This is a genomic window from Lelliottia sp. CFBP8978 (assembly GCF_034046055.2).
In the GTDB taxonomy this organism is placed as follows: domain Bacteria; phylum Pseudomonadota; class Gammaproteobacteria; order Enterobacterales; family Enterobacteriaceae; genus Enterobacter.
In genome coordinates this window covers 2,719,364-2,744,644 of record NZ_CM188253.1, presented here as the reverse complement: position 1 = coordinate 2,744,644, position 25,281 = coordinate 2,719,364, and the positions used below count along the sequence as shown (strand labels likewise).

General features: G+C 54.0%; 19 protein-coding genes, 3 tRNA genes, 3 pseudogenes and 1 other annotated feature. Of the genes and pseudogenes, 14 read left to right on the top strand and 11 right to left on the bottom strand.

The features are described 5' to 3' along the window. Positions 1–4: 4 nt before the first annotated feature. Positions 5–904: an ATP phosphoribosyltransferase gene (hisG, locus tag SOM82_RS13020; protein ID WP_154129004.1), complete on the bottom strand. Its 900-nt coding sequence runs from the start codon at positions 902–904 to the stop codon at positions 5–7. A gap of 45 nt (positions 905–949) precedes the next feature. Then, positions 950–1,073, bottom strand: a sequence feature (His leader region). Further along, positions 1,049–1,099 carry a his operon leader peptide gene (gene hisL / locus SOM82_RS13015; protein WP_099516347.1) on the bottom strand — a complete coding sequence of 17 codons (51 nt, stop codon included), beginning with the start codon at positions 1,097–1,099 and terminating at the stop codon, positions 1,049–1,051. Its footprint overlaps the feature before it by 25 nt. A 175-nt stretch (positions 1,100–1,274) precedes the next feature. On the opposite strand from hisL, the gene SOM82_RS13010 reads away from it, so the two are divergent. The 4 genes from SOM82_RS13010 (at position 1,275) to SOM82_RS12995 (ending at position 4,705) form a co-directional block, all read left to right on the top strand. Continuing rightward, a complete protein-coding gene (locus tag SOM82_RS13010; protein WP_154129003.1) occupies positions 1,275–2,099 on the top strand; it encodes an SDR family oxidoreductase in 825 nt (274 codons plus the stop codon). 41 nt (positions 2,100–2,140) lie between these two features. Beyond that, positions 2,141–3,070: a LysR family transcriptional regulator gene (locus SOM82_RS13005; RefSeq protein ID WP_320459854.1), complete on the top strand. Its 930-nt coding sequence runs from the start codon at positions 2,141–2,143 to the stop codon at positions 3,068–3,070. A gap of 221 nt (positions 3,071–3,291) precedes the next feature. Continuing rightward, on the top strand, positions 3,292–3,354 hold the full coding sequence (gene yoeI, locus SOM82_RS13000) for a membrane protein YoeI (RefSeq protein ID WP_154129030.1): 63 nt from the start codon (positions 3,292–3,294) through the stop codon (positions 3,352–3,354). Further along, positions 3,344–4,705, top strand: coding sequence for an APC family permease (locus tag SOM82_RS12995; RefSeq protein WP_154129001.1), 1,362 nt, complete (start codon positions 3,344–3,346; stop codon positions 4,703–4,705). Before yoeI ends, SOM82_RS12995 begins: the two co-directional genes overlap by 11 nt. 63 nt (positions 4,706–4,768) lie before the next feature. Here the strand turns inward: SOM82_RS12995 and sbcB are convergent, their stop codons facing one another. After that, complete coding sequence (gene sbcB / locus SOM82_RS12990) at positions 4,769–6,193, bottom strand: exodeoxyribonuclease I (protein WP_320459855.1); 1,425 nt, start codon at positions 6,191–6,193, stop codon at positions 4,769–4,771. 210 nt (positions 6,194–6,403) lie between these two features. Here sbcB and dacD point away from each other — a divergent pair, with 210 nt between their 5' ends. The 4 genes from dacD to SOM82_RS12970 all read left to right on the top strand — a co-directional run bounded on the left by dacD (position 6,404) and on the right by SOM82_RS12970 (position 9,840). Beyond that, complete coding sequence (dacD, locus tag SOM82_RS12985; protein WP_320459856.1) at positions 6,404–7,570, top strand: serine-type D-Ala-D-Ala carboxypeptidase DacD; 1,167 nt, start codon at positions 6,404–6,406, stop codon at positions 7,568–7,570. 132 nt (positions 7,571–7,702) lie between these two features. Further along, entirely contained in the window at positions 7,703–8,176 is a 474-nt protein-coding gene (gene sbmC, locus SOM82_RS12980) for a DNA gyrase inhibitor SbmC (RefSeq protein ID WP_154128998.1), read from the top strand. A gap of 101 nt (positions 8,177–8,277) precedes the next feature. Continuing rightward, positions 8,278–9,336 (top strand): FUSC family protein, encoded by a 1,059-nt coding sequence (locus SOM82_RS12975; RefSeq protein WP_320459857.1) that lies wholly within the window; start codon positions 8,278–8,280, stop codon positions 9,334–9,336. A gap of 168 nt (positions 9,337–9,504) precedes the next feature. Continuing rightward, positions 9,505–9,840: a DUF496 family protein gene (locus SOM82_RS12970; RefSeq protein WP_154128996.1), complete on the top strand. Its 336-nt coding sequence runs from the start codon at positions 9,505–9,507 to the stop codon at positions 9,838–9,840. 55 nt (positions 9,841–9,895) lie between these two features. On the opposite strand, the gene SOM82_RS12965 is transcribed toward SOM82_RS12970, so the two are convergent. Continuing rightward, positions 9,896–11,101, bottom strand: coding sequence for an ISL3 family transposase (locus SOM82_RS12965; RefSeq protein WP_501083528.1), 1,206 nt, complete (start codon positions 11,099–11,101; stop codon positions 9,896–9,898). Between the two features lie 296 nt (positions 11,102–11,397). Between SOM82_RS12965 and SOM82_RS12960 the strand changes: the two genes are divergently transcribed. Beyond that, positions 11,398–11,643, top strand: a complete 246-nt coding sequence (locus tag SOM82_RS12960; protein WP_154128995.1) for a YmjA family protein — start codon at positions 11,398–11,400, stop codon at positions 11,641–11,643. Positions 11,644–11,802: 159 nt separating this feature from the next. Here the strand turns inward: SOM82_RS12960 and SOM82_RS12955 are convergent. Then, positions 11,803–11,878: transfer RNA gene (locus tag SOM82_RS12955), tRNA-Asn, on the bottom strand. Positions 11,879–11,929: 51 nt separating this feature from the next. On the opposite strand from SOM82_RS12955, the pseudogene SOM82_RS12950 reads away from it, so the two are divergent. The 3 genes and pseudogenes from SOM82_RS12950 to SOM82_RS12940 all read left to right on the top strand — a co-directional run. Continuing rightward, positions 11,930–11,980: pseudogene (locus SOM82_RS12950) on the top strand (hypothetical protein); the annotation flags it as partial. Between the two features lie 126 nt (positions 11,981–12,106). Further along, on the top strand, positions 12,107–13,552 hold the full coding sequence (gene emmdR / locus SOM82_RS12945) for a multidrug efflux MATE transporter EmmdR (RefSeq protein ID WP_320461469.1): 1,446 nt from the start codon (positions 12,107–12,109) through the stop codon (positions 13,550–13,552). Between the two features lie 80 nt (positions 13,553–13,632). Next, positions 13,633–13,708: transfer RNA gene (locus tag SOM82_RS12940), tRNA-Asn, on the top strand. Positions 13,709–13,792: 84 nt separating this feature from the next. Here the strand turns inward: SOM82_RS12940 and SOM82_RS12935 are convergent. The 3 genes from SOM82_RS12935 to shiA all read right to left on the bottom strand — a co-directional run bounded on the left by SOM82_RS12935 (position 13,793) and on the right by shiA (position 18,430). Next, on the bottom strand, positions 13,793–15,568 hold the full coding sequence (locus SOM82_RS12935; RefSeq protein ID WP_320461466.1) for an aminopeptidase P family protein: 1,776 nt from the start codon (positions 15,566–15,568) through the stop codon (positions 13,793–13,795). A gap of 18 nt (positions 15,569–15,586) precedes the next feature. After that, entirely contained in the window at positions 15,587–17,041 is a 1,455-nt protein-coding gene (locus SOM82_RS12930; RefSeq protein ID WP_320461465.1) for an AMP nucleosidase, read from the bottom strand. Between the two features lie 75 nt (positions 17,042–17,116). Then, positions 17,117–18,430, bottom strand: a complete 1,314-nt coding sequence (shiA, locus tag SOM82_RS12925; protein WP_320461464.1) for a shikimate transporter — start codon at positions 18,428–18,430, stop codon at positions 17,117–17,119. A gap of 256 nt (positions 18,431–18,686) precedes the next feature. On the opposite strand from shiA, the gene pagP reads away from it, so the two are divergent. Further along, positions 18,687–19,262: a lipid IV(A) palmitoyltransferase PagP gene (pagP, locus tag SOM82_RS12920; RefSeq protein WP_320461463.1), complete on the top strand. Its 576-nt coding sequence runs from the start codon at positions 18,687–18,689 to the stop codon at positions 19,260–19,262. Positions 19,263–19,268: 6 nt separating this feature from the next. Here the strand turns inward: pagP and SOM82_RS12915 are convergent, their stop codons facing one another. Next, on the bottom strand, positions 19,269–20,192 hold the full coding sequence (locus SOM82_RS12915) for an acyltransferase (protein WP_320461468.1): 924 nt from the start codon (positions 20,190–20,192) through the stop codon (positions 19,269–19,271). Positions 20,193–20,230: 38 nt separating this feature from the next. Then, positions 20,231–23,293: pseudogene (locus SOM82_RS12910) on the bottom strand (efflux RND transporter permease subunit). A gap of 99 nt (positions 23,294–23,392) precedes the next feature. On the opposite strand from SOM82_RS12910, the pseudogene SOM82_RS12905 reads away from it, so the two are divergent. Beyond that, a pseudogene (locus SOM82_RS12905) lies at positions 23,393–24,985 on the top strand (HAD-IC family P-type ATPase); the annotation flags it as partial. 52 nt (positions 24,986–25,037) lie between these two features. Here SOM82_RS12905 and SOM82_RS12900 read toward each other — a convergent pair. Beyond that, positions 25,038–25,113 (bottom strand) — tRNA-Asn (locus SOM82_RS12900). Between the last annotated feature and the right edge of the window lie 168 nt (positions 25,114–25,281).

Here is a 25,281-nt window from a genome sequence, read left to right as displayed (position 1 = left end):
CGCGTTACTCCATCATTTTTTCAATTGGCAGCACCAGAATCGAGCTTGCGCCCAGCGCTTTCAGTTTTTCCATCGTTTCCCAGAACAGCGTCTCAGTGCTGACCATGTGCATTGCCACGCGCTGCTGATCGCCTGCCAGCGGCAGAATGGTTGGGCGTTCCGCGCCTGGCAGCAAGGCAATCACTTCATCCAGACGCTCGGTTGGCGCATGCATCATGATGTATTTCGATTCGCGGGCCTGGATGACACCCTGAATACGGGTTAACAGGCGGTCAATTAACTGTTGCTTGGCATCCGCCATTTCGCCGTCGCGTTGGATCAGGCAGGCTTTTGAACGGTAGATCACCTCGACTTCGCGCAGGCCGTTGGCTTCAAGCGTGGCGCCGGTTGAGACGAGATCGCAGATCGCGTCAGCCAGACCCGCACGCGGTGCCACTTCGACGGAGCCATTCAGCAGACAGGATTTAAACTGCACGCCTTTCTGATCGAGGTAGCGTTTGAGCAGGTGAGGGTAAGAGGTGGCGATGCGCTTGCCGTTCAGCCCGGCAGGACCATCCCAGGCTTCATCGACTGCGGTGGCCAACGACAGGCGACAGCCGCCAAAGTCCAGACGGCGCAGCGTGAAATAGCGCGGATCTTCGCCCTGCGCACGACGCGTCAGTAACTCTTCTTCCAGCACGTTTTCGCCGATGATACCGAGGTCAACCACGCCATCCATTACCAGGCCCGGAATATCGTCATCACGCACGCGCAGGATATCGATCGGCATATTTTCCGCCAGGGCGATCAGACGCTGGGTGTGCAGGTTAATTTTGATTCCACAGCGGGCCAGTAATTCGCGTGAATCGTCGCTCAGACGGCCTGATTTCTGAATAGCTATGCGTAAACGTGAGTTATCTAACATTGGGTTGTCCTCTTTATCCTGTTTTAACCTGTCTGAACGCGGTCCAAAAAAAAGCCCCCGGAAGATGATCTTCCGGGGGCTCTCTCTTGCGTTCTCGCACCACTGGAAGATCTGAATGTCTTCCAGCACACATCGCCTGAAAGACTAGTCAGGATGATGGTGATGATGGTGGTTTTTAAATGGAACGCGTGTCATATAATTTCTCGATGAATGCTTATTCATTTGATGTCGTTTAACCTAAACCACATTCACTGTTTAACGCAAGGGCTTTTTTTAAACATTAATTCATTTCATATTGATGCTATGAATTGTCAGTTCTGCAACGCTGGCGTAGCCTTAAGACAGACGCGTGAAAGTCAGGAGAAAACGCATGAAGAAGGTCGCAATTGTCGGTTTAGGATGGTTAGGCATGCCGCTGGCGATGTCGTTAGCAGCGCGAGGCTGGCAAGTGACGGGCAGCAAAACGACGGTTGATGGGGTTGAGGCCGCGCGGATGTGTGGCATTGAGAGCGTCGAGTTACGCCTTGAGCCGGAACTGGTCTGCGACGCGGACGATCTGGATGCGCTGATGAATGTCGATGCGCTGGTGATTACGCTGCCGGCGCGTCGTAGCGGGCCTGGCGAGACTTTTTACCATCAGGCTGTGCAGGAAATTGTCGACAGCGCGCTGGCGCATCATATCCCGCGCATTATCTTCACCAGCTCGACGTCGGTGTATGGCGAAGTAGAGGGTAACGTAAAAGAAAACACCGAGCGAACCCCTGTCACCGCCAGCGGCCGTGTGCTGAAAGAGCTGGAAGACTGGCTGCATAATTTGCCGAATACGCAGGTCGATATTTTACGACTTGCGGGATTAGTCGGTCCTGAGCGGCATCCCGGGCGCTTTTTTGCCGGTAAGACTGCGCCAAACGGCCAGCATGGCGTCAATCTTGTCCATCTTGAAGACGTTATCGGTGCCATTACGCTGTTGTTGCAGGCTCCTAAAGGCGGGCACATCTATAATATATGTGCGCCTTCCCATCCGGCGCGGAGTCTTTTTTACCCCGCAATGGCCCGTCAGCTTGGGCTTGAGCCGCCGCAGTTTCGCGAGGCGTCCGGGGAAGGGCAGGGCAAATTGATTGATGGCAATCGTATTTGTCGTGAGCTGGGATTTGAATATCAATATCCCGATCCGCTGGTGATGCCACTGGAATAACCCCGCCAGCGGGTACGATCGCACACCGTAAGGGGGCGAGCATGAAACCGCTGTTGGATGTTCTTATTATCCTGGACGCGCTCGAAAAAGAGGGGAGTTTCGCCGCCGCATCAGCGAAACTCTATAAAACGCCCTCCGCACTGAGCTATACCGTGCATAAGCTCGAAAGCGATCTCAATATTCAAATACTGGATCGCAGCGGACACCGCGCCCGCTTCACCCGTACCGGACAAATGCTCCTTGAAAAAGGGCGTGAAGTGCTTCATACCGTGCGAGAGCTTGAAAAACAGGCCGTTAAGCTGCATCAGGGTTGGGAAAATGAACTGGTGATTGGCGTCGATGACACCTTTCCCTTCTCGTTACTTACCCCGCTGATTGAAGCCTTTTATCAGCGTCACAGCGTGACCCGACTCAAATTTATCAACGGTGTGCTCGGCGGCTCCTGGGAAGCGTTAACGCAGGGGCGGGCGGATATTATTGTAGGCGCCTTGCATGAACCTCCGCAGTCGAGCGACTTTGGTTTTTCTCGTCTCGGCATACTTGAACAAGTCTTCGTGGTGGCTCCCCATCATCCCCTTGCCCAGGAACCCGAACCCATCGCGCGCCGGGTCATAAAAAGCTGTCGCGCCATCGTGGTGGGCGACAGCTCTTTGCCGGAGTGCGCCGCCTCTTCACAACTGCTGGACGATCAGGAGGCGATCACCGTTTTTGATTTTAAAACCAAGCTGGAGCTGCAAATCAGTGGGCTCGGATGTGGTTTTTTGCCCCGTTATCTGGCGCAGCGATTCATTGAGAGCGGGGCGCTGGTAGAGAAACAGGTTCTGGCGCAAAGCAACAGTGAATCAGTGTGGGTTGGCTGGAATGAGCAAACCGCCGGGCTTGCCAGTGCCTGGTGGCGGGATGAGATTTTAGCAAATAGTGCTATCGCTGCTGTTTACACAGCGCCGGAGAGCGGGAAATCAACCGCTTAGTAAAAAGAAAAGCGCGATCGGGTCCTGAATCTATTGCCTTTTATCCCAAAGATGGGGCAAAATGCGCCGCTGCAAAAAAATGAGATTAACCGACGATATAAAAGGCGTCGGTTATTTTTTTTGCATGTCACAAACGCCATTTAAAAATCAAGAGGCCGGGCTTCGTACCGGATAGATACTTACTAAAATCCGACAGTTGTTGTCGCTGAGGAATACAGAAAATGGGGCAATCTTTTGCTTACGCGGCGGTATTCACCGTAAAGGAGAATAACCATGTCGCATAACGCTACTCCAAAAACCTCTCGCGTGGAATTACGTAAAACGCTTACGTTGGTTCCGGTTGTCATGATGGGCCTTGCCTATATGCAGCCGATGACGCTGTTCGATACGTTTGGTATCGTTTCAGGCCTCACAGACGGTCACGTTGCAACGGCTTACGCCTTTGCGCTGGTCGCTATTCTCTTTACTGCGTTGAGCTACGGTAAACTGGTTCGCCGTTTCCCGTCTGCTGGCTCTGCGTATACCTATGCTCAGAAATCCATTAGCCCGGCGGTTGGCTTTATGGTGGGCTGGTCATCTCTGCTGGACTATCTGTTCATGCCGATGATCAACATTCTGCTGGCAAAAATTTACTTCGAAGCGCTGGTGCCTTCTGTACCTTCGTGGATCTTCGTTGTCGCGCTGGTGGCCTTTATGACCATCTCTAACCTGCGCAGCATCAAGACCGTGGCCAACTTCAACACCCTGATTGTGATTCTGCAGATGGGGATTGTGGCGGTCATCGTTGGCATGATCATCTACGGTGTCGCTCATGGTGAAGGCGCGGGTACGCTGACCAGCACCCGTCCGTTCTGGTCTGAAGGCGCACACGTGGTCCCGATGATTACCGGTGCGACCATCCTGTGCTTCTCATTCCTGGGCTTTGACGGTATCTCTTCTCTTTCTGAAGAGACGAAAGATGCAGAGCGCGTGATTCCGCGTGCCATTCTGCTGACCGCACTGTTGGGCGGCATGGTGTTCATTGGGGCATCTTACTTCCTGCAGCTGTACTTCCCGGACATCTCTCGCTTTAAGGATCCGGACGCTTCTCAGCCTGAAATCATGCTGTACGTGGCCGGTAAAACCTTCCAGTGGGGCGTGCTGATCTTCTCCAGCGTGACCGTACTGGCATCGGGGATGGCTGCACACGCAGGTGTTTCGCGTCTGATGTACGTGATGGGTCGCGACGGTGTGTTCCCGACTCGTTTCTTCGGCTACATTCATCCGAAATGGCGTACTCCGGCCTGGAACGTACTGCTGGTTGGCGCAATTGCTCTGCTGGCTATTAAATTTGACCTGGTGACCGCAACCGCGTTGATTAACTTCGGTGCGCTGGTGGCGTTTACCTTTGTTAACCTCTCGGTGATCTCTCAGTTCTGGATCCGTGAGAAGCGTAACAAAACGCTGAAAGACCACTTCAACTACCTGGTTCTGCCGATGTGTGGCGCGTTGACCGTGGGTGCGCTGTGGGTCAACCTGGAAGAAAGCTCTATGATTCTGGGTCTGATTTGGGGCGGTATTGGCCTGGTTTACCTGGCTTGCGTGACCAAAAGCTTCCGCAACCCGGTTCCACAATACGAAGACATCGCTCAGTAATTAGCGAATGCACAAATAAAAAACCGGAGATGATGTCTCCGGTTTTTTTATGTCCTGGTTTTGTCAGACGATTTCCTGCGCGTATTGATATAACGCTTTCAGCAACGTCTGTTTCTCGGTATTCCCTTCATACTGCGTATACAGCATCTCCAGTTCCTGCGCGTAGCTTTGCAAAAACTCTGGCGTAAAGACGTTGCGGCGATGCTGCAACCAGCGCGCCTGCTCGGTTTCATCCAGCGTGCCCGGGAAATTACGCGCCCGATAGTTAAACATCAGCTTTTCAATTCGCTTATCGGCAAAAGTGATATCCAGCGCAGGCAAATTGCGCGGTTCAGTCTGGAGGACGATATTCATCGCAGCCCGATCGGCATCGCTGAAAAAGCCGTTATAGAGCTGTGCGTCAACGTTATCCGACGGTGTAAACGGTTCAGCCTCAGCAAAGATAGCCACCACTTTATCGCGAATCTGCGGGTTATCGCGCAGCACCTTCAGATTATCGAGACACTGCTGGCGGTTAACGCCGAGTCGATCGGCATCTTCCGGGCGCAGCGTATTTGCCTGAGCCAAAACCGGACATTTATTGATATGCACCAGCTTAACGGGCACGGCTGCGCTATCACCCAACTCGCTTTTCGGGGTGTACAAACGCTCGCGCAGGGCGTCGCTGTCCAGTTCAAGGAGTGGCGTCACGTCACCCGCCAGGTCGACCATAATCACCGCATTACGGTTATCCGGGTGCCACGCCAGCGGTGCTACCCAGCTGGTGTTTCCGCGCCATGCGCCAAACATCCCGGAGATATGCACCAGCGGTTTCATCTGTGGGATATCAATCAGCGTCATCAGCTTCTGTTTACTGCGATGGCTAAGAAGATACTCAAACAGTTTAGGTTGTGCGGTTTTCACCTGTTTTGCCATGGCGATAGTGGCGTATACGTCGGCCATCGCATCGTGGGCGTTACTGTGCTCAACGCCGTTGGCGCGGGTCAAATGCTCCAGACGAAAGCTGGGTAAACCGTCATCGTTTTCGGGCCAGTTGATCCCCTCAGGACGCAGGGCATAACAGGCACGCATCACATCCAGCAAATCCCAGCGTGAGTTACGGTTTTGCCAGCTCCAGGCGTAGGGATCGTAGAAATTCCGATACAGCACGTTGCGCGTCACTTCATCATCAAAGCGGATGTTGTTGTAGCCAACGATACACGTATTCGGCACGGTAAAGAGATCGTGAATACGACGGGCAAATTCAGCCTCGATAACCCCTTTCTCACGCGCTTCCTGCGGCGTAATCCCGGTCACCATGACCGCGCCCGGTTGCGGCAGGTAATCATCGGCAGGTTTACAGTAAAAAACGTCCGGCTCGCCAATGATGTTGAAATCGGCATCGGTGCGGATCGCCGCAAACTGCGATGGCCGGTCCAGCGACGGGCTGGTGCCAAAGGTTTCGTAATCGTGGAAGAGGAATGTGGGGAGCGCAGCGGAATCAGACACCAAAAGTACCATCCTGTTGATAAGTTGCTTCGCTATGGTAAACCATCAGCGACGGCTCGCCGAACAAAAAGCGTGTTTGGGCGTCAGATTTGCGAACCATCTTCCGGGGGAAACGTGCTGGCAGTCACATTTTTTTGCAATTTAGCCAGGTAACGAGGCGAGAACTTCCGTAAAAAGGTCAACGATTTTAAATGACCTGAGGATATATCGTTGAAACGCCGTCTGTTTATTGCTGTTTCTTTACTCGCTTCGAGTATCACTTCCGCCTTGGCCGCCAATCCACTGGATTATTCACCGCAGCCGCCCGCCATCCAGGCAGGCTCATGGGTGCTGATGGATTACACTACTGGTCAGATACTAACGGCAGGCAACGAACATCAACAGCGCAATCCGGCCAGTCTTACCAAACTGATGACGGGCTACGTGGTTGATCGTGCAATCGACAGTCATCGTATTACGCCGGACGACATGGTGACCGTCGGGCGCGATGCCTGGGCGAAAGGTAACCCGGTATTTGACGGCTCATCGCTGATGTTTTTGAAAGCAGGGGATCGCGTTTCCGTCCGCGATCTGAGCCGGGGCCTGATTGTGGATTCCGGTAACGACGCCTGTGTGGCGCTTGCCGATCACGTGGCTGGCGGCCAGCCGCAGTTCGTCAAGATGATGAATGACTACGTGCAAAAGCTGAATCTGCACGACACGCACTTCGAAACGGTACACGGGCTGGATGCGCCAGGACAGCACAGTTCAGCCTACGATCTCGCGGTACTCTCGCGCGCCATCATTCACGGTGAGCCAGAGTTCTATCATATGTACAGTGAAAAGAGCCTGACCTGGAATGGTATCACTCAGCAAAACCGTAATGGCCTGCTGTGGGATAAAACCATGAATGTTGATGGCCTGAAGACCGGTCACACTTCCGGGGCTGGTTTCAATCTTATTGCCTCGGCGGTAGACGGCCAGCGCCGCTTGATTGCGGTGATCATGGGCGCGGAAAGTCCGAAAGGGCGTGAAGATCAGGCCCGTAAGCTACTGCACTGGGGCCAGCAAAATTTCGACACCGTCCAGATCTTGCGCAACGGCAAACAAGTGGGGACGGAACGCATCTGGTACGGCGACAAAGAAAGGATTTCGTTGGGCACGGATCAGGATTTTTGGCTGGCGTTGCCAAAAGCTGAAGTCGCCAATATCAAAGCCAAATACGTGCTCGATAAAAAAGAGCTGGAAGCGCCAATCGCTGCGCATCAGCGGGTGGGCGAAATTGAGTTGTATGACCGGGACAAAATTGTTGCGCACTGGCCGCTGGTGACGCTGGAAAGTGTCGGTAAAGGCGGTATGTTCTCCCGTCTCAGCGACTATGTGCATCACAAAGCCTGACGGGCCTAAACAGATCAAAAAGAGCAGACTGGCGCTCCTGCGAGTCTGCTCACATAATAAACACGTCCTGATTGCCGGACATTCATCATCTGCTTTATCGTGTATATATATACAGTAATAAACGGAGGCAGCATGGACTACAGCATTAAGCAGCAGCAAAAGCGTAAGATCGCCGGTTTTCATCTGGTTGGCCCGTGGGAAAAAACCGTTAAGACAGGTTTTGAGCAGCTGACGATGTGGGTTGATGGTCACCACATTCAGCCTCTCGAATGGTTGGCGGTCTACTACGATAATCCGGATGAAGTGCCCGCTGAAAAACTGCGCTGCGATACGGTTGTGACCGTCGCGGACGACTTTGTTATTCCCGCCAACAGCGAAGGGGTGATCCTCACCGAGGTGGCCGCCGGTGACTATGCCGTCGCCACCGCCCGCGTCGAAAACCACGATTTTGCGACTCCCTGGTACAGCTTCTTCAACAGTCTTCTGCAAGACCACCATTATGAGATTGCCCCTAAACCCTGTTTCGAGCGCTATCTGAATGACGGTAACGCCGAGGGGTACTGGGATATCGAAATGTACGTTCCGGTACAAAACAAGGCCGGGTAACCCTTAATTTCCTGGTATTTACGGGGTTTTGCTGTCGGACGTGATGCGTCTGGCAGAAAACCCAGTACAATTGTGATTTGCCGTGTAGATGGAGAGCGGGTGTGCGTCCCGACAAATCATTAACGCCTTTTGAGATCCGTTTGTATCGCCATTACCGTGTCGTGCATGGTTGCCGTATTGCGCTGGCGTTCATTCTCACCTTTTTGCTGGTGCGTCTGCTGCATATTCCCGAAGGAACCTGGCCACTGATCACGCTGGTGGTGATTATGGGACCGATCTCTTTCTGGGGAAACGTGGTTCCGCGCGCGTTTGAGCGTATTGGCGGTACGATCTTTGGTTCTGCGTTAGGGTTGATTGCGCTCAGGCTTGAGCTGATCTCCCTGCCGATTATGCTGATCTGGTGCGCGGGTGCGATGTTCCTGTGCGGCTGGCTGGCACTGGGTAAAAAGCCTTATCAGGCGCTGCTGATTGGGATCACGCTGTCGGTCGTCATTGGCGCCCCGGCTGGCGACATGGCAACAGCGCTATGGCGAAGCGGGGACGTGATTCTGGGATCGCTTTTGGCGATGCTCTTTACCGGTATCTGGCCGCAGCGTGCCTTTATTCATTGGCGTATTCAGATGGCTCACTACGTCACCGCGTTTAACCGCGTTTATCAGGCCGGTTTCTCGCCTAATCTGGTCGAGCGGCCTCGGCTCGAAAAGCACCTGCAAAAAATTCTCAATGACGTTGTGAAAATGCGCGGAATTATCACTCCCGCCAGCAAAGAGACGCGCATTCAGAAATCGATCTTCGAGGCGATCCAGACCGTCAGTCGTAATCTGGTGTGCATACTTGAGTTGCAGATCAATGCCCACTGGGCATCGCGCGCCAGTCACTTTGTCCTGCTGAATGCGCATACCCTGAAGGAGACGCAGCAGATGACGCAGCAAACGCTGCTCACCATCGCTCACGCGCTTTATGAAGGTAATCCACAGCCGATTCTCGCCAATACCGAGCGACTGAATGAAATCGTTGCTGAGCTAAGGCAGTTAATCAGCGAGCATCAGGGGGATAATGTGTCGGAAACGCCTATCCACGGTTATGTCTGGTTGAGCATGGAACTGGCGAGACAGCTGGAGCTTTTGTCACATCTCATTTGCCGGGCGTTGCGCAAATAAAAAGCAGCCATCTCCGGATGTGACGCCTGCTGCTTCGATTCAGCAGCAATTGGGGTTATGATAGGCTTAAACGATATACTCATTGTCATTCGCAGCTGCTGTCAGTAAGGTTATCTGCACAGCGGTTGCTTAAACGAATCCGAATCTCACATTATCAGGGGTATCAAAATGGAAACTACCAAGCCTTCGTTCCAGGATGTTCTGGAATTCGTCCGCCTGTTCCGCCGCAAAAACAAACTGCAGCGTGAAATCCAGGACGTTGAGAAGAAGATCCGTGACAACCAGAAGCGTGTTCTGCTGCTTGATAACCTGAGCGACTACATCAAGCCGGGTATGAGCGTGGAAGCTATCCAGGGCATTATCGCCAGCATGAAAAGCGACTACGAAGATCGCGTAGACGACTACATCATTAAAAATGCTGAGCTGTCCAAAGAGCGTCGCGACATTTCTAAAAAGCTGAAAGTGATCGGCGAAATCAAAAACGGCGAAGCAAAAAGCGAGTAATTGCCGTTACGCATCACGAGGCCTCTCTGCAAAAGCAGAGGGGCTTTTTTTTGGTTCATCGCGCCTTACCGGGGAACGCTGCTTTTATCTTCATAAAAAAGTAGTCGTTATCCCGGTATCCGTATGCCATTCGTTTTATCACTTTGATCTTGTTGTTCATTCCCTCAAGTACGCTGGTATTCAGACGATGCGTGGCACTCGCGATTATGCCGCTCACGTAACCCTTCAGCTTATCAGCGAACTGCTGCAACGCCCTGATGCCACTTTCCTGTGCCTGCCTGTACCACTCATTCCAGCGACGCTTCACAACGTCTTTATCCGGGGCATACCACAGCTCTTTCAGGGCTGTTTTCATCACATACACCGTATTTAACGGCTGGTTCGCCGCCAGCAACTCTGCCAGTTTCACATCATGCCCGGCCGGCAGGTTCTCTGGATTACGCAACAGCAACCAGCGGCCGCGTTTGATAACCTTCCGCGCCTTGCTGTTGTCACGCAACTGATTCGCCTGATCGACCCTCACTCTGTCGATGACTTCCCGGCCGAACTTCGCCACAACATGGAACAGGTCATACACCACTTCCGCCTGCGGGCACTGCGCTCTCACTTCCAGGTCCAGCGCCGTATTCATATCCATCGCGACAGATTCGATGGCGGCACATCCTTCCGGGCCCAGCCAGGTGAAGAACGGACGGAAGGCTACCCGGCTGCACCCTTCACCGACCCACAGCACCCGTTGTGTATCTGCATCCACCACAACCGTGGCATAGCGATGCCCTTTGAACAGCGCGAACTCATCCATTATCAGGCGGCGCAGCGTGTGCCGTTCAGGCTCCCGGAGTTCCCGCCGCAGGCGTCGGCAGTCGATATTTTTAATGGTGTGCCAGTGCAGACCGGTCAACTGTGCCACATGCTTAACCGGCAATAACCGGGTAAGAGATTCCACCCAGGTCGCTAACGAGGACGTGTAACGTTGCCGTTCAGGCACCCATGAGATGCGCTCGGTGACAATCCCGCAGCGGGAACAGCGCAGACGGCGAACGGGAAGCTGAAGTGTGACGCGCCAGTGAAGTAAATCGCGCTCACGAACCCGTCGCACAGAGACATCATGGACAGCACAGTCTCTACAGCCACATCGACGGCAGGACGGCGCAAAACCGGGGTCAGGCCGGAGCGTAATAAGCAGAGCATCCGGTGCAGGATGAGTGAAGGAATCAACAGTGAAACCTTCCCAGAAGAGGGAAGAAAGATTAGCATTCATGGCAGACGGCGGTTGAGTGGCTGGTTAGTGTTTTGGCGAATACAAAACTAACCACTTTTACCGCCGTTTTCTATTGGTTCACGCTTAACCGCGATGAACCTTTTTTTTGCCTCTTATCAGAGCACAAATCCGACATTTATCGACCCGCACTGCACAATGCGTTTAACGGATGACATTCCTCTTTTTACTGGAGGGTTGCCGCCGTCAGGACGGAAAAAACGAGATAAGAATGTTATTATTCATGCATCAAAGATGCAGGCAGCAACTTGCAGCGGCGTTAACCCTGGAGACGACAGATGAACGACGAAGTTCCACTAAAATATTACGACATTGCCGATGAGTATTCGACGGAGTCCGCAAAGCCTGTGAGCGAGTCTGAACGTGACTCCCTGGCGCGCTATTTCCAGCTGTTGATCACCCGGTTGATGAATAACGAGGAGATCAGCGAGGATGCGCAGAAAGAGATGGCTGATGACGCAGGTATCGACGATAAGCGAATTGATGAAATCGCGACGTTCCTGAATCAATGGGGCAATGAGTAGTTTCTTATTCAGCCTGGCTCAGCGTTATATGACGCTGAGCGCAATCAGGGGCGTTATGACATCATTCGCGTGGCGCCTGTCTCAACTGCCTGAGAAAGAGGCTGAAATCCCCGAAAGTAAAAAGCCTGCTTAAGTTTCCTTAAGCAGGCTTTTCAAATTTGGCTCCTCTGACTGGACTCGAACCAGTGACATACGGATTAACAGTCCGCCGTTCTACCGACTGAACTACAGAGGAATCGGTTAGGAGGCTTATCTTAGCGGCGAAAAAACTTTTGTCAAACCTGATCTTACACTGGATTGCTCAACTGCTGATTCTGTCGACAGTTTGTCGTCATAATCGACATATTTTTATGGAAAATACTTTGCAGGATTAGCGTTTCTCCCTCATCATTTGAAATGTAGTTTCAACTTTCTCTCTCTAAGGTCCATTTTGAACGTCACTGCCGCTCTACGTCAGGCCGTCATGCGCACGCCCTGGTATGCCAAACGCAAAAGTTACCGTGTTCTGTTCTGGCGTGAAATCACCCCCCTTGCCGTGCCTATCTTTCTGGAAAACACCTGCGTTCTGTTGATGGGCGTGCTCAGTACGTTTCTGGTGAGCTGGCTCGGAAAAGAAGCAATGGCGGGTGTGGGCCTGGCGGACAGCTTCAACATGGTGGTGATCTCCTTCTTTGCCGCTATTGATCTGGGGACGACGGTGGTTGTGGCATTCAGCCTTGGCAAACTCGACCCGAAACGCGCGCGCGAAGCGGCGCGGCAGTCGCTGATGATCATGACCATTTTCTCGATTATTCTCGCGGCCGTGATCCACTATTTTGGTAAAGAAATCATTGATGTTGTCGCTGGGGAAGCCACCAGCGAGGTCAAGGCTCTTGCACTAACATATCTTGAGATGACGGTGCTGAGTTATCCGGCCGCTGCCATTGCCCTGATTGGCAGTGGGGCGCTGCGTGGAGCGGGTAACACTAAAATTCCGCTGCTGATTAATGGCGGGATGAATATCCTGAATATCATCATCAGTAGCATTCTGATTTACGGGATTTTTTCCTGGGATGGATTGGGATTTGTTGGCGCGGGTCTTGGGCTGACTATCTCCCGCTACATTGGCGCTATCGCGATTATCGTGGTGCTGATGGTGGGCTTTAACCCGGCGCTGCGCATTTCATTAAAAAGCTATTTCCGCCCGTTTAATTTCGCCATTATCTGGGAAGTGATGGGGATCGGTATTCCCGCCAGCATTGAATCGGTGCTGTTTAACGGTGGGAAATTACTCACTCAAATGTTTGTCGCCGGAATGGGCACTGATGTCATTGCCGGGAACTTTATTGCTTTCTCTATCGCCTCGCTGATAAACCTGCCAGGAAATGCGCTCGGTTCGGCGTCGACGATCATCACCGGCAAACGTCTGGGCAAGGGGCAAATTGCGCAGGCGGAGCGTCAGCTGCGGCATGTGTTCTGGCTGGCAACTATCGGCCTGACGCTTATCGCCTGGGGAACGGCTCCCTTTGCCGGATTAATCGCCTCGTTCTACACCCATGAAGATGACGTTAAAGAGGTGGTGAAAATCCTCATCTGGCTTAATGCCGCGTTTATGCCCATCTGGGCGGCATCGTGGGTTCTGCCTGCGGGGCTGAAAGGGGCGCGTGATGCCCGCTTTGCGATGTGGGTGTCGATGCTGGGCATGTGGGGTTGTCGCGTGGTGGCGGGCTATACGCTCGGGATTATGCTGGGAATGGGCGTGGTTGGCGTCTGGCTGGGGATGTTCCTTGACTGGGCCGTCCGTGGTGCGCTGTTCTACTGGCGAATGGTCAGCGGGCGCTGGCTGTGGAAATATCCGCGAAAAAATAAGATCGAACCGCTGGCCGCCGCGCCCTCAGAACGTGTGACAAATGTCCGAACTGGAGAATAAATCGGCAAACGATCCGTTTTGCGTATTCAGTCTTTGACAACGGCGGGTGGCGTCGATAATATGCGCCCCGTTCACACGATTCCTCTGTAGTTCAGTCGGTAGAACGGCGGACTGTTAATCCGTATGTCACTGGTTCGAGTCCAGTCAGAGGAGCCAAATTTGAAAAGCCTGCTTTTAAAGCAGGCTTTTTGCTTTTCTGCGTCAGGTGAAAAGCCGGGCGAGATCCCCGGCATGCGTATTTTATCCTGCCTGCACCCGAATTGGGGCGGTGGCTGCAAACAGCCAGGGCCGCGCGTCGCTGCTCACCAGTGGCGACAGGGCTTCTCTCACCTGCTGATGATAATCGTCCAGCCACTGCTTTTCCCGATCGCTCAGCAACTGCATTTCCACCTGGCTTAAATCAATCGGGATCAGGGTCAGCGAAGCAAATTTGCAGAACCCAGGCTGGCTATCCACAATTTCTACCTGATTTTCAATGCGAATCCCGTGGCTCTGTGCCTGATAATAGCCCGGCTCGATCGTAATGATGTTTCCCGCCACCAGAGGCCATGGGTTCACCTTCTTCGCGATGCGATGCGGGTTTTCGTGGATCAGCGACTGATGGCCGACGCCATGGCCTGTCCCGTGATCGTAATCCAGCCCCAGCTCCCACAGCGGACGGCGGGCAAACGCATCCAGCTGATGCCCCTGGCTGCCAGACGGGAATTGCAGTGTGATCAGGGCTAAAAAGCCTTTCAGCACGGCGGTGTAGTGCAACCGCTGCTGCGCATCCAGGTTGCCGTATGCCAGGGTTCGGGTCGCATCGGTGGTTCCGTTGTGATACTGGCCGCCAGAATCATTCAGATAAAAGTGAGCGCTGGTCAACGCCTTGTTCGTGGCTTCGCTTGAATGGTAATGGCACATCGCCGCATTACTGGCGGCGGCAGAAATGGTGCCAAAGCTCTGCTCGATAAACCCAGGCTGTTGCTGGCGGAAAATGAGTTGCTGCGCCTGAGCTTCCAGCTCCGTCAGCGGCTGGCCGGCCGCTTCGCGCTGGGGAACCTCATGCGACAGCCAGGCGAGAAAGTTAACCCAGGCAGCGCCGTCATAATGATGACTCTCACGATATCCAGCCAGCTCGACGGCGTTTTTATGCGCCTTCAGCAGGGTAATGGGGTCGGCCTGCCAGATAATTTCGCCCTGCGGCTCGATAGCAAAGTGCAGCGCGACCGGCGCTGAGTCGGCATCCACCCAGACGCGTTTGCCTTCACTCCGCTGCTGGCAGCGTCGCACAAAATCGTCCTCAGGAGAGATCACCAGCCCTTCCAGAGCGGAGGCGGGCAATTCGCGGAGTTTATCGCCATTAACAAACCACTCCAGCTCACCCTGACGGCTCAGCAACGCAAAAGAGAGCGGAACCGGGCTTGTCGGAATGTCGGAACCGCGCACATTGACCAGCCAGGCGATATTATCCGGCAGGGTTACAGCCAGATAATCCGCGCCTTCTGCGGCCAGCATCTCAGCCACGCGCTGGCGTTTATGGGCGCTGCTTTCGCCACTCACCTCCACGGGCATCTCACGAATCAGCCCGGCAGGGGCTGCGGGACGGTCTGTCCACAGCGTGTCGAAAGGGGAAACTTTAAGGGGAACGAATTCAACGGGCGTGGTGGAGAGCTGCTGATATTCCGTGCGCGTCATCAGCAGGGCATCAAACGCAATGCGGCTGTTGGCGTCCAGGTGGCTTGCGAGCCACTCTGCCAGCGGTTCATTGTGCAAATGATGGATCTCAAAATCATCCATATTGACCTGCATGCGGGCCTGCACCTGATAACGGCCATCGACGAACAACAGCGCGCGATCCTTTAACACCAGCGCCAGCCCGGCAGAGCCGTCAAAACCGGTCAGCCAGGCCAGCTTATTATCGTACGGTGCACAGTATTCGCTTTGCCACGCATCGGTGCGCGGCACGATCATGCCGTCGAGGTGATTTTCCTGTAGCCACTGGCGAAGCGCAGAGAGCGGTGATGGGGTTTCCATGGTTTTTCCCTTTTATTTTTAGCGGAACGGCGGCTCGTTGAAGGTACGCAATTTGCGTGAATGCAGCTTGTCGCCCTCGGCGCGCAGACGGTCAATCGCGCGAATGCCAATTTGCAGATGCTCGGAAATCGCGCCCTCGTAAAAACGGTTGGCCTGACCCGGCAGTTTAATTTCGCCATGAAGCGGCTTATCGGAAACGCACAGCAAAGTGCCGTAAGGGACGCGGAAGCGATAGCCCTGAGCGGCGATGGTGGCACTTTCCATATCAATAGCCACCGCGCGGCTTAAGTTAAAGCGCAGAGCCGACGCGGAGTAGCGCAGTTCCCAGTTACGGTCATCCGTGGTCACGACCGTACCGGTGCGCAGGCGCTGTTTAACCTCTTCACCCGGCATGCCGCTCACCTCTTTTGTGGCGTCATACAGCGCGCGCTGTACTTCGGCGATGCTTGGAATCGGGATGTCCGGAGGTAAAACCGCATCAAGAACGTGGTCGTCACGCAGGTAGGCATGCGCCAGCACGTAGTCGCCAATCAACTGGCTTTCACGCAGGCCGCCGCAGTGGCCGATCATTAACCACACGTCCGGGCGCAGCACCGCAAGATGATCGCATATCGTTTTCGCATTCGACGGGCCAACGCCAATGTTAATCAGGGTGATCCCCTGGCCGTCGGCGGTGATCAGGTGCCAGGCCGGCATCTGATGTTTTTTCCAGGCCAGGTCGGAAATAGCCATTTCAGGCGCTTCGGTCTCGGCGGTGATCCAGATCCCTCCCGCGCAGGAGAGCGCCACATACGGACTATCCGGATCCAGGATCTGGCTGCAGCCCCAGCGGACAAACTCGTCAACATAGCGGGTGTAGTTGGTGAACAGAACAAAGGGCTGGAAATGTTCAGCCGGTGTCCCGGTGTAGTGGCGCAGACGGGCCAGCGAGAAATCAACGCGACGCGCATCAAAGTGCGACAGCGGAGAAAACTCGGCGGGATGATAAATACCATCCGCCGTTTCATCGCCAATCTGCGACAGCTCGGTGGTCGGGAAGTGGCGCGTCAAACCAGCGCTCATGGAGCGGTCGAGAGTCAACGCCGAGCCATCAATAACGTAAGGATAAGGGATCTCATGCATCGACGGCTCAACGGCGATGTGCGCGTCATAATCCTGATAAAGCAGCGTCAGTTGTTCTTCAAGATAGGGGCGAAACAGAGAAGGGCGGGTGATGGTGGTGGAGTAACATCCTGAATGGGTGAAACGGGCATAGGCGCGGGTTTTTGGCGTATTGGTTGTCCCACCGTCCCACGTCACCGAAAGCGAGGGATAAACAAAAAGGCCGTCGAATCGGGCCTTTTCATCGGGAAGTGTCCCGTTCTCAATATACTGGCTAATGGCGCTGCGCAGGGCCGTAACGGATTGTTCGTATAGCGTCTCGAGTTTGTCCAGTGCCTGAGCCGGTGTCAGGCTGGAACCCTTATTATTCATGTCTGTCTCCTTGATCCACAGATGTGCGACTCACTCGATAGTATGTCACACATATGTAAAAAAAAAGTCAGGACATCAGGCCTGAGTGTCTTTCATCAGCAGCGCCGTCGCCGCCGAGATCAGGCAGCCCGCCAGCAGATAAATCGCCACGCTATGCCAGTCTCCGCCCGAGAGGGTGACTAACGCTGCGGCAATAAACGGGGTAAATCCACCGCCCACTACGCTTGCCACCTGGTAGCCAACGCCTGCACCGCTATAGCGATAGCTGGCCCCAAACATACCGGTAAACATGGGCTGTTGAACGCAGACCACCATGTCATGGGCGATATTCGCCAGCATGATGGCGAAGAAAACAATCCAGACGATCGACTGGGCCTCCAGGGCCATAAAGAACGGCCAGGCGCTCAGCGTACCGATGAGCGCTCCGGTGATGTAGATGCGGCGGCGGCCAAAGCGATCGGCAAGCCAGGCAAAACACGGGATGGTCAGACAGCTTATTCCGCCGACCAGCAGACCAATATTCAGAAAAAGCTCACGCGGCAGGCCGAGGTTCTGGGTGGAATAATTCAGGGCGAAGGCGGTGACGATATACATAGTCAGCAGCTCGCACAGGCGCAGGCCGATAATTTTCAGAAATGCGCCGGGATGGCGAACCAACGCTTCCATCACCGGCAGACGTCTTTTTGCCTGCGGCTTTTCTTGCTGCTGCTGTTCAAATTCGGTGGACTCTTCCATCCCGTTTCGCACCCACAGCGCGGCCAGAACCAGCACGATGCTGAAGAGAAACGGAATACGCCAGCCCCAGCTCAGGAACTGCTCGTCGGTCGTCAGCTGGCTAATCAGCGATACCAGCCCGGTGGAGAGTAACAGGCCAACGCCGTAACCCACCTGCACGCCGCTACTGTAGAACGCTTTTTTATTTTTCGGGGCGCTTTCAACGGACAGCAGCGCCGCGCCGCCCCATTCTCCGCCAACGGCAAACCCCTGAATGGCGCGAAGGGTTACCAGCAAGACCGGCGCCCACCAGCCAATAGTGGCGAATGAGGGTAAAATGCCGATAAGTGCGGTGGCGATCCCCATCATCCATACGGTGAGCATTAACATCCGTTTGCGGCCAAGCTTATCGCCGAAATGGCCAAAGATAATGCCGCCCAGCGGACGAAACAGGAAGCCGACGCCAAAGGTGGCAAAGGCCGCCAGCGTGCCCATTGCGGGGCTAATCTGAGGGAAAAATTCGCGATTAAATACCAGCGCGGCGGTGATCCCGTAGAGCAAAAAGTCATACCAGTCGACAACGGCGCCCGCAAAACTACCCAGGGCCGCGCGTCGTGCGCGATGAAGCGAAGGGGTCTCCCCGGTGGTGCGTTCGGAGATGAGGGTGGAGTCCATTTGTAGTCCTGCCTGTACCAATTTTTAATTATTAGAATTTAAAAAAGGTTACTCACATAGCACCGTCATATTGACGACAAGAATGAGACTACCCCGACAGGCGGCAGGAGAAAACGATTTTATTTTGTCGGCGCGGTAAAAATTGCCGATCGTGGGAATGAGATATCGCGCGGTATTCTCTTCAGCTTTCGGCCGACAACCAGCGGATGGTTTACAGTATTACTTATCGCGGAATGCGAGGGCGGAGGATTTCACGATGCAACAACTGCGGATTGCTTTACTCATTGTTATGGCGTGGCTGGCGCTTCCCCTGCATGCCGAACCCGGCGTGTATGGAGAGCAGCGGATCACTCGCTGGTGGGGCGAACTGACCACCGATATCTCCGGGACGTGGAACGCGCCACAAAATTACGATCTTTACCTGCCGTTTTTGAGCTGGCATGCGCGCTTTATGTACGACAAAGAGAAAACGGATCATTACAACGAAATGCCCTGGGGCGGCGGCTTTGGCATCTCCCGTTATAACGAAGAGGGCAACTGGAGTGCTCTTTACGCCATGATGTTTAAAGATTCGCATAACGAATGGCAACCTATTGCAGGTTACGGGTGGGAGAAGGGCTGGTATCCCGATAATGCCCGTGATTTCCGTCTGGGACTCGGCCTGACGGCAGGGGTCACCGCGCGAAAGGATTTTGCTAACTACGTTCCGCTGCCCATTATTTTGCCGCTCTTCTCGGCGGGGTATAAACGTCTCAACGTCCAGTTCACCTGGATTCCTGGAACCTACAACAACGGTAACGTGCTGTTTGCCTGGCTGCGCTACGGGTTTTAGTCACCGTCAGAGGGTGATGATTTTTTTGGCCACAGAGTGCGACAGCGCCAGCATAGAAATCAAAACCGAAGCGACAAACGTCAATGCAATCAGCAGCAATTTGGTGGTGAGAGACGTCACCGGAATCAGCGCCGTGAGAAGATGAAAAACCGAATAGTGCAGGATGTATACGCCGGTCATCGTCTTACTCACGGCGGCTAATATCGCCTCTTTCAATTCGATATTCTGGCGAAAACGCACACCGTTGGCGGCAATCACCAGCGCCACGATCAGAATATATATTTGCGAGCCGGTGAGAATGAACGCATTTCGGTCAGCCTTAAATAGCGCAAAAAAGAAGTGCTGCTCATAAAACCAGGTAAACAGATAAATTACCGGAATGGCCGCGACTGCGGCTTTCACCACCTTCGCTTTACTGATCCAGCCCGAAATCAGCGGGTCGAAGAAGAGTTGGCCGGTCAAATAGAACAGCAGCCAGGTCCAGAGACGGTATTGCGGCGCCAGGGAGAGCAGATGCTTCTCGGGCCACAACGCTGCCAGCAAATCGTAACCGTAGGAAAAAAGCAGTAGCGCGGCAATAACGCCGCAAAAGCGTTTACGCCGCTGGCTCAACCACTCGATGAGAGGGTGGAAGGTATAAATCACGATAAAGGTAAAGACGAACCACGGCTGGATTAAATAGCCGCGCTGATAGGGCTCCCAGAGATAATAGACCGTCATCCAGAACAGAAATACCACCACTACGCCCTTTATCTTATTCATTTGCCAGCGAACGCTATGCCGCGATTGCGCATCCAGATAACCGGCAACCACGAAAAACAGCGGGGTGGCGATAGTCGAAATAAAGGTCAGAAAACCGAGGATCCAGTGATAATCGTAATCGTAACGATCCCATGTGTTGTAGATAGTGAAAAATGTTACCGCCGTCATGCATCCCAGCGTTTTAATAATATTCAATCCCGTCGGATTCATTGCGACTCAATCCTCTGCGTGCGGTGGAAACAGGCATAAATGACGGGAAGCACCAGCAGAGTCAGGAGGGTGGCAAAGCCAAGCCCAAACATGATCACCACCGCCATGCTCTGGAAGAACACATCGCGCAGCAGGGGCGCCAGGCCAGGCACGGTGGTAAAGGCGGTCAACAAAATAGGGCGCAGTCGAGACGTTGCCGCATCGACAATGGCCTGATGCTGTTCTTTATGCTGTTTCTGTTGTTCAATTTCTTCGACCAGTACGATCCCGTTACGGATAAGCATGCCGCTCAGGCTCAGTAGCCCAATCAGTGCCATAAAGCCGAACGGGATCCCGGTCAGCAAAAAGCCGGGTGTGACGCCGATTAAGGCCAGGGGAACCGTCAGCCAGATCGCAACCGCATTTTTTAGCGAGCTAAACATCAGAATAGTAATAATAAACATCACGAGATAACCGATCGGAAGGGTTGAAAAAACACCTTGTTGCGCTTCACTGGAACTTTCTGCATCGCCCCCCCATTCAATACGATAACCATGAGGCAGGGCCAGGGCATCAATTTGCGGTTTAACCCGCGCCAGTATATCGCCTGAGGTTTGCTGGCTCAACGGATCGGGATCGGTCTGAACCGTCAGCACCCGGCTACGGTCCCGGCGCAGGATCAGGGGATCTTCCTATTCCAGCGTGAAATCGCTCACCACGTTGCTTAGCGCGACGTACTGCTGGCGGTTTTGACTCCATACCAGCACGTTATTGAGATGGTTGGCATCCTGTCGTTCGCTTTCAGGCGGTCTGACGACGATGGGCAGGAGATCCGACCCTTCGCGGTATAACCCAACCCGACTGCCGGAAAAATTCATCTCCAGCGCATTATCAATATCTTGTTTATCCACCCCCAGCTCTCTGCCCTGCGACGGAGAATATTGTGGACGTATCACTTTGCTGCGGTTCTGCCAGTCATTTCTTACGCTGTCTGTCGCCGGATCCCGGGTAAGAATATCGTCAACCTGACTGGCAATGAGCCGCAACTGGTCAGGATCCGGGCCCTTGATACGGACTTCAATAGCACTGTCGCCGGAAGGACCAAACATCACCCGTTTGGTACTGGCGTTAATCTGTGGAAAGTGGCGGGCGATATAATCATCGACGTGGCGCGTGAGTGCGGCAATATTACGCTGATCGTCCATACGCACCATGATTTGCGCATAGTTACTGTATTGCCTCTGACCGCTGTAGGTCAGAATAAACCGCATGCTCCCCTGGCCAATCGTGGACACCGTGGTGACGACGCCGGGCTGGCCATTAATGGTTTTTTCAATTTCGCGGGTCATTTTTTCGGTTTGGCTAATATCCGTGCCGTAAGGTAACCACAGGTCGACAAAGAAAATAGGCGTGTTTGAGGAGGGGAAAAAGTTTTGCCGTACCGAACCGAATCCCCAGACTGCCGCCGCCAGCAGAGCGACCATCAGCGTCAGAGTGATTGTTTTACGCAGCAGAATAGCGTTCAGAATGCGCTGGTAGATTCGATAGAAGGGTTTGTCATAGGGATCGATATCCGCAGGCGCTTCGGCTGTTTTTTGCCCCTTAAACAACCACCATTTAATCATCACCGGGGTAAGGGTGAGCGCAGAAAACCAGCTCAACAGCAGCGAAATCAACAGAACCTGGAACAGTGATTTACAGTATTCGCCGGTCGAGTCCTGAGAAAGGCCGATGGGGGCAAAGGCGAGGATTGCGATAACCGTTGCGCCCAGCAGCGGCAGCGCCGAGCGTGAAATCACATAGTTAATAGCCGTCATCAGCGTTGAGCCGCGCTGTCTGGCGATCAGCACCCCTTCGACGATCACAATCGCGTTATCCACCAGCATACTGAGCGCGATGATTAATGCTCCCAGCGAAATACGCTGAAGTTCAATCCCCCACAGGTACATGATAAGGAGCGTGCCTAACACATTCAGCGCCAGTGATAAGGCGATAATGATCCCGCTGCGGATACCCATAAAAATCAGCAGGACGCCGATCACAATGGCCAGCGCTATCAGGAAATTGATAATGAAGCCATTAACCGACTGGCCCACCTCGGCAGCCTGATCGTAAAACAGTGTTATCTGAATACCGGCCGGTTTTTCCGCCGACATCTGCTGCAATTTCGCCTCTAAGGCGCGCCCGACATCAATGACATTGACGCCGGGAATAAACGACACCCCCATCGTCACGGCCTGGCGACCATTGGCGTGATAGATGCCAGAAGGCGATTCAGTCAGCCCGCGGGACAGGGTGGCGATATCACGCAGCCGCGTGGTTGCCGCCGCGCCGTGAGGGGTGATAATCAGATCGCCCAGTTCATCAATATTGTCAAATTCCCCCGTTGGATGCAGACGAATCGACTCGGTGCCGGAGGCGATCTCCCCGGCGTTTGAGACCACATTTACGCGGCTCAGCAGGGCGGAGAGTTGTGTCAGCGTAATACCGCGTGCGGCCATTTTGGGCAGCGAAATATCAATATTAATCTGCTGCGGTATCGCTCCCCCAATGGCGACTTTACCCACGCCCGGGATGAGCACCAGCTCGCGGCGCAGTTGCTCCGCGTACCGGGCGAGTTCGGGGTTGGTAAAATCATTGCCGGAGATTGCAAAGAAGAAACCAAATACATCACCAAAATCGTCATTAACGAACGGCGTCACGACGCCCGGCGGAAACTGGCGGGAAGCATCACCAACCCGACGACGCAGCTCATCCCAGATTTGCGGCAGGTCGTCTGAGTGATAGCGCGAGGCGATATTAACGGTAATTTGTGACAGGCCATTTGATGAGATAGAGCTGACGTTGTCGAGATAGGGCAACTGCTGTAGCGCATTTTCGACCGGAAGCGTGACCTCCTCTTACACCTGCTGAGCCGAGGCTCCGGGGTAGTGGGTGATAATCACGGCGGTTTTAATGGTAAAGGCCGGATCTTCGAGCCGCCCGATATTCAGGAGGGCGAAAATGCCGCCGACGCCCAGCAGAAGAATGGTCAGCCAGACGCGGATAGGGTTGTTGATAAACTGGCGGGAGATATCCATTACAGACCTCGCTCACGCGTCCAGATGCGAACCTGCTGCCCGGCGTGTAATTCGCCCACGCCCGCCGCTACGACGCGATCGCCAGCCTTAAGCCCTCTGATTGATGATCCTTCACCGGTAACCGTGACGCAGGGATCGCTTCTGGCGCGCTATTTGCGCACCATCGATCTGTGTAATGACAGCCAGCTAAGCAAGGATGAACACGGTCACTGGAGGATAACCGGCGGCCCAACCGAGGGCGCACTGAAGGTTCTGGCCGCCAAAGTGACACTCCCTGCGCAACAGACAGATCTGCGCAGCAAAATTCCTTTTGATTCGCAGTACAAATACATGTCAACGCTCCATCGAATCGGTGATGAAGAGATGATATTGATCACCGGTGCGCCGGACGTCCTGTTCAGACTCTGCCAGCATCAGCAGACGGAGACAGGGCTTGACCCCCTCGATCAACCCTACTGGGAAGCGAAGATTGAGGAGTACGCCCGCGAAGGCCTGCGTATGGTGGCGGCAGCCTGGAAGCCTGCGGCGCCAGGGCAAACGGAACTCACCCACCAGGATTTACAGCAGAGCGTCATTTTGCTGGGGATTGCCGGGATGATGGACCCCCCGCGACCAGAGGCGATTACGGCGATTGGCGACTGCCTGCAGGCGGGCATTCGCGTGAAAATGATCACCGGCGATCATCCGCAAACCGCAATGAGCATTGGCCAGATGCTGGGGATTGGCAATGCGGGCAACGCCATCACCGGACGTGAGCTGGAGGTAATGGACGATCAACAGCTGAGCGAGGCCGCGCAGAAATTTGATATTTTCGCCCGTACCAGCCCGGAGGATAAATTCCGTCTGGTCCAGGCGCTGCAAAGCAAAAAAGAGATTGTCGGGATGACCGGCGATGGCGTCAACGATGCGCCTGCGCTGAAGCAGGCCGACGTTGGTATTGCGATGGGGATCAAAGGGACAGAGGTCACGAAGGAAGCGGCCGACATGGTGCTGACGGATGATAACTTCGCCACTATCGCCAGTGCGGTCAGAGAAGGCCGGCGGGTGTACGATAACCTGAAAAAGACCATTCTGTTTATCATGCCCACCAACCTGGCCCAGGGTCTGTTAATTATCATCGCCCTGCTGGCCGGGAACTTGATTCCGCTGACCCCGGTATTGATTCTGTGGATGAATATGGCGACGTCCGCCACGCTGTCGTTTGGCCTGGCATTTGAAGCGGGCGAAAAGAACATCATGAAACGACCGCCGCGTGATCCTAAACTGCACGTGATGGACGGCTTTGCCATCTGGCGCGTGGTGTTTGTTGGCTCAATGATTGCCGTCAGTGCGTTTGTGCTCGAAGCCTGGCTGCAACCCCGCGGTTACTCGCCGGAATTCATTCGCACCGTTCTTTTGCAGACACTGGTGACCGCGCAATGGTTCTACATGCTGAACTGCCGCATCTCTGACGGGTTCTCGTTGAGTAAAGGCCTGCTGGCGAACAAAGGTATCTGGATAGTGAGTGGGGTACTGCTGGTGTTGCAGCTGCTGATCATCTATGCGCCGTTCATGCAGATGCTGTTTGGCACAGAATCTCTGCCTTTCCGCTACTGGGTGATCACCTTTATTATCGGGTTCGTGATGTTCCTGATTGTCGAGGTCGAAAAACCGCTGACGCGCAAATGGCGGGTAGAAGCGACAACGCGGTAATGGTGATATCAGAAAAGCAAAAAGCCTGCTTTAAAAGCAGGCTTTTTAAATTTGGCTCCTCTGACTGGACTCGAACCAGTGACATACGGATTAACAGTCCGCCGTTCTACCGACTGAACTACAGAGGAATCGTGTGAACGGGGCGCATATTATCGACCTCGATACCGCTTGTCAAAGGGTGGATCAACACCTTTCAACTGTTTGCTGACAAAATCAGCAAAGTGGTCCTTTTCATAGCGAATTGCACAATTCTGGTGCAGGCATACCCCTAATGGGGCAGATCGTAAACCGCTGTT